Origin of the sequence: Oceanispirochaeta crateris (assembly GCF_008329965.1) — a bacterium.
Taxonomy (GTDB): domain Bacteria; phylum Spirochaetota; class Spirochaetia; order DSM-2461; family DSM-2461; genus Oceanispirochaeta; species Oceanispirochaeta crateris.
The window spans coordinates 3,981,044-3,993,472 of sequence record NZ_CP036150.1 but is presented as its reverse complement, the minus strand read 5'-3'; the positions used below and the strand labels follow the sequence as shown (position 1 = coordinate 3,993,472).

The following is a 12,429-nucleotide window of genomic DNA, read 5'->3' as shown; positions in this document are numbered from 1 at the left end:
AGGAGAATAATGAAAGGTCATACCTTAAGAATCGGGAATTTCCTTCAGCCTATCCCTTGTTTTCCAGTGATGGCTCATGATGAGCTGCTGTGCTTTATCTGGATTTCCATTGCGGATTTCCTGAACGATGGCCCGGTGTTCCATCAGCGTCTCATCGGGAGTACGGATCAATCCTTTTTGATAACAGCGCAGGATGAACTCAAAATTCCTTATAAAATCCAGGATAACCCGGTTCCCTGAGATTTTGAGTATTTCACCGTGAAACTCCTGATCTTTTTTTCGGTATTCCTTGTAGCGACTTTCCGGAATGGGGATTGAAAAGTCATCAAAAAGGTTCAGGATTCTGTTTAGCCGGGGATTTATCGGCTCTTCCATGCACAAATGCAGTGCCGTTCCTTCCAAGCCGGCTCTGACCGCAAAGAGTTCCATCAAATCTTTATTTGTAAAAACCCGGACAAAGAGCCCCGAAGATCCCTTTTGTTCCAGGATTCCCTCCCGGACCAGGCGGTTGATGGCCTCGTTAATAGGGGTCTGACTGACGCCGAGAACAGCTGCCAGTTTTTTCCTCAGAATCTTTTCTCCCGGTTTCAAATCATGATTCAGCAGCATCCGGACAATCTGTTCGTACACAAGATCGCCCAGGGCATCACGGGATACACGGGTCATTAAAACCTTTGCTCCAGAATTCTATTCCGGCCTATTCCAATATGTTCCAGCATGGTTTTTTCCGCGGCTTCAGGATCTCCCTCATAGATAGCCTTGGCAATGGCCCAGTGGCCTTCCATGCTTTTTTTGCAGTCGATGTGGATTTCGTCCTGATTACTGAGACTTATAATATTGTAGGATGAGAGCATCATTTCGAGCATATTGTTCCGGCTCATGGCCATAACCTGTCCATGAAAGTTATAATCCAGGTCATTGAATAGCTTTCTACTCCCCTCACAGTCAAAATCGGGAACATTTTCCAATAGTTTCATCAACTGTGTTTTCTCAGAAGCATTGCCGTTTACCGCGGCTTTTCCCGCGCCTAAGGGCTCCAGCCGCAGACGAATATCAAAGAGGTTCAACTCATCTTCCCTGGATAATTCACGAATATAGTAGCCCCGTCGTGGACGACTTTCTACGAGCCACTCTTTTTCAAGCTTGGAGAATGCCGATAAAAGTGGAGTTCTTGAAACCCCGAGAAGCCTAGCCATATCCTCCTGGGTGAGTTTCTGCCCTGGAATAAGCTCTCTCTTTAAGATCATCTGTTTGATATTCTTATAAACTTTTTCAACAAGATCTTCTGTTTCAACTTTGTATGTTCTCATCATTTTTAATTATGCTCAGAAAATGGATGGAGGTCAATATTTCTGTATACAAAATGATAAATTCAAAAATAGCCTACACCCTTTCTTGTTGACAAATCTCTGTGTTAGATTAGGATGAAAAATACTAAAGACAAATTCTAATACGAGGAGCCTCCTCTGAAAGATCACTATCATCTGATCCTGAATCCTGCAGCAGGGAAAGGCAGAGCTTTGAACAAACTCTCTACCCTGGCTGATTTTTTTAAAGAAAAAGGTGTGACCTACACTGTCCACAAGACTGAAAAACCGGGTCATGCAGCCCAACTGGCTGCATCTTTAGCCGAAAAGGAACATCACCAGGAGTGCGCCATCGTCGCCGCCGGAGGAGATGGAACCTGTAATGAAGTGGTGAACGGCCTTATGACTTTCAAAAACATAGGAAACGACAGCCCCCTTCCCGCCTTCGGAGTCCTTCCCATTGGAAGAGGAAACGATTTTGCCTTTGGCGCCGGCATCCCTTTGAATCTCAAAGATTCCTTGGAGAATCTGATTCAGGATAAGACAATTCTCCTGGACATCGGCTGGGTCAGGGGCGGCGAAGCCAGTGAAGGACGCTATTTTGCCAATGGTGTGGGTCTTGGTTTTGATGCCATTGTCAACGCGGAAGCTGCCAAGGTCAAATGGTTTCAGGGTTATATATACGCGGCTCTTAAAACGATCATTACCTACCCCGAAGCTCCCGAAGTAGATCTCTTCTACGATGATCAAATGATTCAGAGCCAAGCGGCTTTGATCTCCTTCATGAATGGGAAACGCCTGGGAGGAGCCTTTTTGATGGCACCGAAGGGAAACATGACAGACGGCTTACTGGACCTGCACACCACCCAGCAGAACACCCGCAGAATCATGATTTCGGCCCTTGCTGACTACTATAAGGGAACTCAGGATATAAGAGAGGATACATTCACATCCCTGGGCAGGAAATTCAGAGTTGTAGCACGCAAGGGCGCTCTGGTCATACATGCCGATGGGGAAACTTTGAGCACCGAGGCCAAAGACGTAGATGTTCACTGCCTGCCCGGAGCATTGGAACTGATCAAGGGATAAAGGCTATTGGGCCTCTCTTTTCCATACTGGAAAGAAGATCAAACCAAAAAAAGCTGCCCTTATGAAAAGGCAGCTTCTTTTGTTGGTTAAAGATTTGATTCTCAAGGAATCACTGTTTAGAAATCTTTTTCCTGAACAGTTTTTCTTTTATCATTCTTTGCTTTTTCAATTGCTGCATCACACATTTCCCTGATCTTGTCAGATAAAACATCAATAACTTTTGCGGAACATTTCAGATCACCATTGCTTTTGATGTAGTTTTTAACCTTAGATGATACCACCAGGGTTTCTTTTTCAGCCATAAATTGCTCCTTATGCCAATTAGTTGAGGCCTATTCTATCACAGTTTAAGAAAGTAAATAAATAGAAAAAGGCAAAGCGCTGGAAAAAAATAGACCCTTAGAATAATATATCCCAGTCATTTCTTCTTTTTTATACCCTGGAGGATCTATTTGAAACAGCTTTTCCTGATTTTAGTTCTGATATTTCCCGCTGCCTTCGCTCCCCTTTCGGCCCAGATTCAGAAAGAGGAACTCAACTGCTATCTCCTGACAATTGGACCGGGAAAGGATCTCTACCTCTGGTTTGGTCACACAGGAATCATCATTGAGGAGGAAAATCACTCCCAATTTTACGATTTTGGCAATTTTTCATTCAAGTCAGACCATTTTTACAGAAATTTTGCCATGGGACGTCTTGTTTACCTTAAGGTTGGTGTCTCTGCCAGGGCCTATCAAAACTACATTGTTACAGAAGATAGAAACGTCACACTCCTGAAACTAAACATCCCCAGCGAAAAGATTCTAGAAATGAAGGAAGAATTGGAAAGGAATATCCTTCCCGGCAACAATACATACCTCTATCACCATTACCTGGATAACTGCTCCACCCGACCTCGAGACATCATCGACAAGGCATTGGACGGGCAGCTGAAAGACGCCACAGATAGGGATGCAGGAACCAGCTTCAGGGGGAGTTTCAGACGCTATACAAGCCATAGCTTCTTCCCGGACTGGCTCTTGTCACTCCTACAGGGCAGAACAATTGACAGTCCCATTAGCGTATGGGAAACCATGTTCCTACCCGATGAACTGATGAAGCAACTCTCTCTCCTCCAGGTTAAATCCGGAGACAGCCTCGAGCCTGCTGTTTTGAGTACACGAGTCCTTGCAGAATCATCCAGAAACAGGACTATACCCGAAACAGCTCCTTCCTTGGCGGTTCCCGCTCTGCTCTATGGCCTGGCTGCGGGTGTCTTGCTCATGATGCTTCAAAGCCTGTCCTTAGGAGAGCGGAGGAAGTCCGTGTTTGTCTTTCTATTTGTGTTTATTATGACGATTTTCAGCCTCTTTGGGCTGACTGTATGGTTCATTTCATTCTTCACAGACCACCTGGTTGCCCGAGAGAATATCAATGTTCTCATGTTTCACCCCCTGTACCTGGTGGCAGGGTTCATCCTTACCAGGAATTCGGCGGAAAAGCTCTTAAGATTCTGGCAGATCCAGGGAGGCCTCTGGGTCCTGATGGTCCTATTCAATGCTGTTTACTTTCATCAGGGTAACCTGCAGACAAGCCTTTTCTTTCTCTCTTTTCTGTCCTGTCAGCTCCTGATAGTCAAAAAGCCATTTCATTTCGGCCAGAAACCGTCATAAGGATGAAAACCTTCCCGAAGGGATTCCCGCCGGGAACGTCACTCTTACTGGGGAAGATCAATCCTAAACTCTTTCAATCCGGGCCATCTTGCCGAGGCCTTATCCAGCTTGTCTGAATGTGACATAACTGTAACAGAGTCCTCATCCCAATGATCGAGAAGATCTCTGCAGGCTTCCTGAAGATCGGAGGCTCTGCAGTTCATAAGGTCATCTCTTTTCTTCTGCCTGAGTTCATCGCTGATCTGATACAGATGCCTTTTGAGTACAATTATGCTTTTTTCAGAGGGAGACTGGGGCTTCATCTCCTTGCCTACAACAGAGATCAGTGATTTCTCAAGTTCACCCTCATCCTGAAATTCTGAAAACTCCTGAAGACTCTCCTTGAAGGCATCCAGGGAATTCTCCACTTCCGGATCTCTGTAGGTGGCAAATGTAAAAACCTGATCCAAACCGGAATGAAGACTAAAGGCACCATAGGCCCCTCCTTTCATCCTGATTTTTTCCCACAGAGGACCTGTTTTTAAAAGATGGCTCAAGAGGATTTGGGAGGAAGCCTTTTTATCCTGCAAAGAGGCTCCGCGAAGCGCTTTTCCAACAAATCCGACGGATGCCGGGATTCCCAGACCTTCGGCCTGTGAAAGAGGGACCGCAGGAGTGCTCAGAGCCAGATCCTGAGGCAGAGAACTCCCAATGGATTCCCCTGAGGGCTTGGAGGGCAGATTATTTTTCCAGAATTCCGCCATGACAGTTCCTGATTCAACCAGTACCGAATCATCCATGGTCAGACTGAGAGTCAGATTTGACAGAGCAAAGATTTGACTTCGAATCTCTTTCATCAGGGAGGCCACTTCGACAATGCGGTGTTTTTGTCCCACCAGGGATTCCAGAAACTGCAGCTGGGCAATTCCAAACATTCTGTCTTCTAAGAGGGCGGAACTGCTGAAGCGGCTGTTGGAACGAAGGATCACATAAGAGTGTCCCCCTGGAATCAGGGACGATTTCAAATCATTCCAGAGTTCTACCAGGATCTGTTCCAACCGGGTGTGATTGTCAAAATCGGCATGAAGCAGGAGGGATAGAGCCAAATCCAGGGCTTCCTGACGCTGACCTTCCAGCATCTTAAGGCGTATATATAAAAAGGATTCAGGTTTATCTAGAGCCCCATCGCCCACCTTATGTCCTGCTTCCACGGAAACTCCAAAGCCTCCGGTCTTCATGGAAAGATCCCGGGTAATGACCTCATACCCGACGCCGGGCAATCCCGTGCCGGAAAGGAGTTTTGTAAACAGGGGTAAAAACGGATAGAGATTTTCATCCAAATGAGACAGTGAAAAGGCCATGTCGTTGTACAGAATCCCATTTGTAAAGACTCCCTGCTTCAACAGCCTGGCAGGCCCAAGCTCACTGGATTCATATGCCAGAGAATTCACCTTGACTGGGATATCACTCCTTTGAAGAAAGGGCACCCCACCCTCATCTTCCGACTCCTGAAAAATCTTGAGAGATTCATTCTTTTCATCCAGGATTTTCCGTTCTTCCCGACTCATGGAGTCTTGAAGAATCTTCAACTCTTCTTTTAGGGCGGCTTCCTGCTTTTTAGCCATCTGTTTATCGGGTTTTACAGTCACCAGGGTCCAGTGGGGATTCTCGAGAATCCACTGCTTCAAAATTGATTCGAAGTAGCCCTTTGTCTTGGCCTTCTCTCTGACTTCCTCCATAACCGGTGCAAAACGCAGGGACGCTCCTGGATTCCTGTCGTAATTCCATCCTTTCATGATCTTTCTAAGAAGCCTGATCCCGAAAGGACCGCCGCCCTTCACTTCTCTGGCCCGGAACTCAACAAGACGCATACAACTTTCTTTCAATACATCATCAAATCCGGCCTGACTCAACTCGGTCAGTGCGGCAAAAACCAGGTCCCGAAAGGACTCAGCCTTGGAGGGATCTGTTCCCCTGAGGGCTACTGTAAAAACAGCTTCGTTCAAATCAAAATCCACACCGCTTACGGGAGACAGGTCTTCTCCCAGACCCGATTCCAGCAGTGCTTTATAGAGGGGAGCACCGGCATTCCCCATGAGCATCTCCGTCAGGATAGACATGCTCAAAGAGCGGACGGGATCATCTGCTGCAAAGATCTTCCAGTTCATTGAAATGGTGCTCTTCCCCTCACTGCTGTCCCCCTCACCCAAAGGCCAGGTCTTTTCTAATGTTCGGGGAGCAGACCAGGTTTTTTGAATGGCCACTGAAGAGTCAATCTGCTTTTTATCAAATTCACTCAAAAAACGGTCATCTAAAAAGCTTAATATTTTCTCCGATGGGATATTTCCATACAAAAATATTTTACAGTTTGAAGGGTGGTACCAGGTCTTATGAAAATTGACAAACTGCTCATAACTGAGGGTTGGAATGCTCTCAGGCTCTCCACCGGAGTCTACACCATAGGGATTATCCGGAAAAAGAGAGCGGATAGACCACTCACTGGCAATGCCTTCCTGGGAGGAGTAGTTTCCTTTCATTTCGTTGTAAACGATGCCTGTACGGACAAGGTTTCCCTGATCGTCCCACTCAAGACGGTGCCCTTCCTGCCTGAACACTTCTTCATTCAGATTGGGAAAGAAAACGGCATCTCCGTAGACATCCATAAGGTTGAAAAAATCCTTTTCAAGAACACTGGCGGCGGGATAAAGGGTCTTATCCGGATAAGTCATGGCATTTAAAAATGTATTAACACTGCCCTTCATCATGGAAAGGAAGGGATCTTTCACCGGGAATTTTTTGGAACCGCAAAGTACGGAATGCTCTAAAATATGGGCAACACCGCTGCTGTTTGAAGGAGGAGTCCTAAAATTGAAGGAAAACAAATTTTCCTCATCATCATTATGGACATGATAAATTTGACAAGCGGTTTTTATATGTTCAAAGAGGTAACCACGACCTCGGTATTCATCGAGATCATCAATGCTGATGAGTTTATATCCCGAAGGATCATTCGTTTTTGACATGTATTTTGTTCTCCTATCTTATCAATATAATCATATTTTAAGGCAGAGAACAGGATTGTTTACGAAGAGAGGCCCCATAATGGGCTTAGAGGATCTTCTTTTCTTTTGTTGAGGGTTTATTGTCTTTACTTTCTCGGGTGACAGGCCCCCTCCATTTAAAGACAGGTCCAAAACTGGTCACATTGAAATACCCTGAATCACTGAGGATGGCAGCCGCACGGCTGGACTGAAGAGGAGACCGCCCATAAACAACCATATTTGTGAACAGATTATCCGTTGGAAGAAAGGACCCCAAATGACCATAGGGAACATTGATGGCTGTGGGAATATGCCCCTTTTTATACTCTGCTTCAGAACGGACATCAATGAGAAAATATTCATATTGATCCTGGTTGATTAAGACCTGAAGGGTGCTGTTCAAAGAGAGATTCTTCTGCTTCTCCCTGTTTCTTCTGATACGGTAGACAGAGGCCGCAAAGGCCAGGGCACCAACAGCTATTATGATTATGACATACTGTATCCACTGAATCATGGGGCATTCTAGCATGAGTGGAATGTTTTGGGAATCAAAGAGGGTATTTGAAAATAGACAAAAAAAAGAGGTTCATATGAACCTCTGTTTGTTTGAAGTGATTATCTCCGGGTTGTCTCAGTTTTTCTGAGTTTCTTAGCCTGTTTTCTGATCATGGCTTTTTTCTTCCGGTTTTTGATAGTGGAAGGTTTTTCGAAGTATTCCCGTTTTTTCCATTCTCGGATAATACCTTCTTTTTCCACCATACGCTTGAACCGTTTGATAGCTTTTTCCAGGGGCTCGTCATCACTAATTCTTATGTTGGCGATATTGAATCACCTCCCTTTTTCTTTAGTATCGTCTATTATGGTTAATATTCCATCTTTGTCAATAAGTGGATGCGAAAGATATCTCTCCGGGTTAACAGGAATTGTATTTACCCTGAGTTCCCAATGCAGATGAGGCCCTGTCACAAGCCCTGTTGCACCCACAGTCCCCAACAGTTCGCCCTGAGATAGACTATCGCCTATTTTGACATCGATCCGATCCATATGATAATACAAGGAATAGACGCCAGGCAGATGTTCGAGGACGACGGTCCCTCCCGTAAGGATTCTCTCTTCTGCCATGACAACAGTGCCATCAAGGGGTGCCATAATTTCGGAACCAGTTGCTGCGGCCATATCCAGGCCAGTGTGAAGAGAGGCCGCCGTATTGCCGTCTGTATATAGATAGTTCCTTCTGTCACCGTACCAGGAGGTCAGTATGAACTCCTTTACGGGGGGTAAAAAGACACCCACAGGATGTACAGCTCCATCGGATCGTCTGTTCAAAAGAGCCCACAAGCGACGGGATTGATCTCTTTTCTCGGCGGAATCATCAGTCCTCAGTGTGGTCATGTCATAATTCAGGGGTATGTCTTCCGATTTGAAGTCCCGGGTCCTAATCAGAACCGGACGCTCATACACGGCCAGCCCCTTGGAATTCCTGATCTCGGCCCGGAGGAGGTAATTACCGGGGTCTAGATCCGAAGAAAGGCCCATGAGTCCTATAAAATTGGGTCCGGAGATCCCCTCCATTTCAAAGGTGAGACCGGGGGCGTTGGAACATACATTTCCTTTTTCATCCTTCAACATGAAGAGTATTTCATCATCCACGTCTCCCTCATTGACCACGACCGTTAGAATATCACCGGGAAAGGCCTGGGATGTGGAGAGAAGGCTCTGGGCATGAAGAGTTCCCAGAGTAAAATATAAAAAGAACAGGCAGGGTATAATCAGTATTTTTCTCAATTGGCTGGCTCCATATCGATGACTGTGATCTGCAGGGATTCCCGATTCATATAATAGTTCCGGCTTACATGATACAGCAGATTCACCCTGTTGTCAGGACTCATATAATCTTTGAAATTTTCCGCGCCATTCCAGTAGAGCGCCGGGAATTTGGCCGTTTCAGATGATAAAAGGAATTTCAGATGGTTCTGAGGCTCCTTGCCAATGAGCTCCGATTTTTCAATCAGGAGGTTCCGGCTAAAAAAGAGTAAGGGCCTGAATCCTTCGCCATAGGGGCCTAAGCGGCTGACCATCTCCCAGAGCTCAGGATTCAAGTATTCAACTGGGATTTCGGCATCAACTTCGGGAATATCTTCTGATATTTCGGGTTTCCAGGTCTTACAGAACTCACCGAGCCGTCTTACAAAGGCCTCTTCATTTGAGCCCTCCATGCTGAAACCGGCGGCACAGTCATGTCCTCCAAAATCGATAAAGAGATCTGCATGGGCATGCAGCAGGGATTGAATAGAACAGCCCCGAGGACTGCGGATAGACCCGGAGAGACTTCCATCTTCCTGGCGGGACAGGATCAAAGAAGGGACCGAAAATGTGTTCACCATCTTCGCGGCTAGGATGCCTGTGATCCCCCGGGGTATTTGCCGGGACCGGACCATGGTCAACTTATTATGCAAGCCTTCCTGACTGGTTCTTGCTTCTTCCACAGCGTCGTCCCAAAGGGAATCTCCCAGCTTTTTCCGCTCCTGGTTCAAGTCATGAAGTGCGTCGGCCAGACGAGTCCTGATAGCTTCATCTTCTGTTATAAACAGTTCTACAGCCTTATCAGCCTGACCCATCCTCCCCGAAGAGTTGATCCAGGGGGAGACCATCCAAGAAACATCATTCGTTTCAAGAGGCTTCCCCAGCAATCTCTGCCGTATAAAGAGTTCACGAAGGCCCGGTCTGACGGCCTTGCCCAAAAGCTCCATTCCTCTTTTAACAAGAACACGGTTTTCATCTTCCAGAGGCATAAGATCCGCCAAAGTGCCCAAGGCTACTAGATCCAGAGCCTTTTCAAAGGGCTCAAAGGCCCCCTGATAGCGTTTAAGCATCAGCCCTGAAAATAGATGAAGGAAGGCATCCCCATTATCAGGAGCCTGAAGAGAGTACCGGGCCAGTCTGCTTTTATCCCGGAGAATTTGAAAACTCAGTCCTTGCAAACTAGGAAAGTCTCTACAGACCTGATCGGCTATGTCAGTAATATGAAGTTCTGCCGCCTTACCGAAAATTTGATCCAGAGTTTGCTTCTGCGAGGAGAGATCATAGCTGAACAGAGGCCAGCCCCGCAGGGATTCGGAGAGTTCCTCCAGGGGAATTTCCTGGTCCAGGGGGTAAAACTTCCGGCTGACTTCTACCAAATTGACATACTTATATATTTCCAGCTGTCCCTTTTCTTCATTGATGTAGAAGAAGCAGTACTCATGACCGTAGAGCTCGGTTCTTGCAAAGCAAAGAGCCCAGATGAGTTTAGATACAACGGCACAGCCCGCCAATCCTTCAAAGGGATAAGAATCCTCCTGGACCTTGGGATTGACGATGCAAAGGGCTTCTGGGAGTTTGCCCCCTCTAGGATTGTGGTGATCCAGAACAACCACATCGATTCCCAGTTCACCCGCCAGAGAGATCTCCTCAAAATCCGAGATTCCGCAATCCACACAGAAAATCAGAGTTCCGTCTCGAGAGGCAAAATCTTTGATAAGCTCAGGATTCAGTCCGTAGGCATCTTCCCCGATAGGGACTCTCCATTCGGCCTCAATTCCAGAATCCAGAAGGGCTTCATAAAGGAGGATTGTCGAGGTGATTCCATCCACATCCCGGTCGCCGCAGATCAGAACACGTTCTTCCTCTTCGGCGGCCATCTGGATTCGATCCACCACATCAGCCATATGCCTGAAAAGAAAAGGGTTATGGAGGTAACGAAAATCATCCTCCAGGAAAAATCGGCTTTTATCGAGATCCACTCCTCTCCGCAAGAGGATGGATGCCTGAAGCAAATCCATTCCGGTTCTTTCAGCGAGTTGGCGGACTTTGCCGCCTTCAATATCTTTTTTTGTCCATTTCATACTAATTTATTAGAGTTCTCCGACTTCTTTCAGAATAAGAGCTTCTGGAGTCATTGGGTCTGGGGATATGCGAAAAGCCTCCTCCAGAGAGGCCAGAGCCTGACGGGCATCCTGATCATTCAGGGCAAAGACTTCGCAAAGAAGATCTCCCTTTGCCACCGACTCACCCCTTTTCTTTAAAAAGTGCAATCCCGTATGGGGCTGCACAGGATCATCTGCCTTATTTCGTCCCACTCCCAACCCCAGGGCGCACATGCCCACCTTGTAGGCATTGATTTCATGAATGATTCCCTGCCGGGGAGCCTTGAATTCTACTTTGACAGGGGCTCGCCACGTTCCGACATGGTCTAAAAACCACTGCCAGTCGGCTCCCTGGGCAATCATGTTTTCCCGGAACCGGTCAGCTCCTTCTCCACTTTTGATTTTTTGCAGGCATAGATCCATGGCCTCATCAGAACCTTTGCAGAGACCAGAGGTCAAAAGCATTTTGGAGCAGAGTGCCAAGGTCACTTCCATCAAATCGTCAGGTCCTCCTCCTTGGAGGCAATTCCAGGATTCTTCCACTTCCAGAAAATTTCCCACCATCCGGCCCAGGGGTTCTTCCATGGCCGTGATGAGAGCGATGACCTTCCGCCCCATGGCTTGTCCTGTTTTCACAAGAGATTCGGCAAGGATCTCTGCATTCTGTAATGTTTTCATAAAGGCCCCAGAACCGCATTTTACATCAAAGACAAGAGATTGGGCTCCTTCGGCCAGCTTCTTACTCAGAATACTAGCCGTAATCAATGGAATAGATTCCACCGTGGCTGTAACATCCCGAAGAGCATACATTTTTCTGTCTGCAGGAACGACCTGGGCGGTCTGACCGATAAGGGCATACCCGGCTCTAGCGATGATCCGCTTCAAATCATCCTCTGTGGCATCGACGGTATAGCCTTTGACCGACTCCAATTTGTCCAGAGTGCCTCCGGTATGTCCCAGGGCGCGACCGCTCATCATGGGAACCTGGGCACCGCAGGCCGCAGCCAGGGGAGCGAGGATGAGGGAGGTTTTATCCCCCACACCGCCGGTGGAATGTTTATCTACAAGAGGTCCGGCAAGGTCGCTGAGATCCATAAGGACGCCCGACTCCATCATGAGTCTGGTCAAAAGCCCTGTTTCGACGGCATCCATCCCTCGAAAGTATACGGCCATAAGCCAGGCACTGGCCTGGTATTCGGGGATATCTCCAGTGACATAACCATTAATAAAGAAACGAAGCTCCTCTTCAGTCAGAGCAGCTCCGTCGCGTTTTTTCATTATAATATCAACGATGCGCATCCTCATACTCCCTCACACTAAAATACCTCACAATAGCTCCTTCTGTCAGCCCTTGATATAAAGGCAGGATAAAGAGATGCAATGTGGTCCATCAAGGTGCCCTATAAAGGAGTATTAAGAGGGGGCGATTCAAAATAATAGTCTAGCGTTCTTTCCG

11 protein-coding genes are annotated in these 12,429 nt (G+C 47.0%); 2 read left to right on the top strand and 9 right to left on the bottom strand.

The annotated features are described in order from the left end of the window. Positions 1-24: 24 nt before the first annotated feature. Both EXM22_RS18065 and EXM22_RS18060 read right to left on the bottom strand, forming a co-directional pair. On the bottom strand, positions 25-666 hold the full coding sequence (locus tag EXM22_RS18065) for a GntR family transcriptional regulator (protein ID WP_149487867.1): 642 nt from the start codon (positions 664-666) through the stop codon (positions 25-27). Continuing rightward, positions 666-1,313 carry a GntR family transcriptional regulator gene (locus EXM22_RS18060; protein ID WP_149487866.1) on the bottom strand — a complete coding sequence of 216 codons (648 nt, stop codon included), beginning with the start codon at positions 1,311-1,313 and terminating at the stop codon, positions 666-668. The genes EXM22_RS18065 and EXM22_RS18060 overlap by 1 nt, the downstream gene beginning before the upstream one ends. 153 nt (positions 1,314-1,466) lie before the next feature. On the opposite strand from EXM22_RS18060, the gene EXM22_RS18055 reads away from it, so the two are divergent. Then, a complete protein-coding gene (locus EXM22_RS18055; RefSeq protein WP_149487865.1) occupies positions 1,467-2,396 on the top strand; it encodes a diacylglycerol/lipid kinase family protein in 930 nt (309 codons plus the stop codon). Between the two features lie 116 nt (positions 2,397-2,512). On the opposite strand, the gene EXM22_RS18050 is transcribed toward EXM22_RS18055, so the two are convergent. Continuing rightward, the gene (locus EXM22_RS18050) at positions 2,513-2,698 is read right to left on the bottom strand and encodes a histone-like protein (RefSeq protein WP_149487864.1); all 186 of its coding nucleotides are present in this window, start codon (positions 2,696-2,698) and stop codon (positions 2,513-2,515) included. Positions 2,699-2,848: 150 nt separating this feature from the next. Between EXM22_RS18050 and EXM22_RS18045 the strand changes: the two genes are divergently transcribed. Then, positions 2,849-4,048 (top strand): lipoprotein N-acyltransferase Lnb domain-containing protein, encoded by a 1,200-nt coding sequence (locus EXM22_RS18045; RefSeq protein ID WP_168203614.1) that lies wholly within the window; start codon positions 2,849-2,851, stop codon positions 4,046-4,048. 44 nt (positions 4,049-4,092) lie between these two features. Here EXM22_RS18045 and EXM22_RS18040 read toward each other — a convergent pair whose 3' ends face one another. The 6 genes from EXM22_RS18040 to EXM22_RS18015 form a co-directional block, all read right to left on the bottom strand. Continuing rightward, complete coding sequence (locus EXM22_RS18040; protein WP_149487862.1) at positions 4,093-7,050, bottom strand: insulinase family protein; 2,958 nt, start codon at positions 7,048-7,050, stop codon at positions 4,093-4,095. Positions 7,051-7,135: 85 nt separating this feature from the next. After that, on the bottom strand, positions 7,136-7,582 hold the full coding sequence (locus tag EXM22_RS18035; RefSeq protein ID WP_168203613.1) for a rhodanese-like domain-containing protein: 447 nt from the start codon (positions 7,580-7,582) through the stop codon (positions 7,136-7,138). A gap of 101 nt (positions 7,583-7,683) precedes the next feature. Then, positions 7,684-7,890 carry a 30S ribosomal protein S21 gene (rpsU, locus tag EXM22_RS18030; protein ID WP_114628721.1) on the bottom strand — a complete coding sequence of 69 codons (207 nt, stop codon included), beginning with the start codon at positions 7,888-7,890 and terminating at the stop codon, positions 7,684-7,686. Positions 7,891-7,896: 6 nt separating this feature from the next. Next, on the bottom strand, positions 7,897-8,853 hold the full coding sequence (locus tag EXM22_RS18025; RefSeq protein ID WP_149487860.1) for a M23 family metallopeptidase: 957 nt from the start codon (positions 8,851-8,853) through the stop codon (positions 7,897-7,899). Next, positions 8,850-10,952, bottom strand: a complete 2,103-nt coding sequence (recJ, locus tag EXM22_RS18020) for a single-stranded-DNA-specific exonuclease RecJ (RefSeq protein WP_149487859.1) — start codon at positions 10,950-10,952, stop codon at positions 8,850-8,852. Before recJ ends, EXM22_RS18025 begins: the two co-directional genes overlap by 4 nt. A 9-nt stretch (positions 10,953-10,961) precedes the next feature. Beyond that, positions 10,962-12,272 (bottom strand): thymidine phosphorylase, encoded by a 1,311-nt coding sequence (locus EXM22_RS18015; protein WP_149487858.1) that lies wholly within the window; start codon positions 12,270-12,272, stop codon positions 10,962-10,964. Positions 12,273-12,429: the final 157 nt, after the last annotated feature.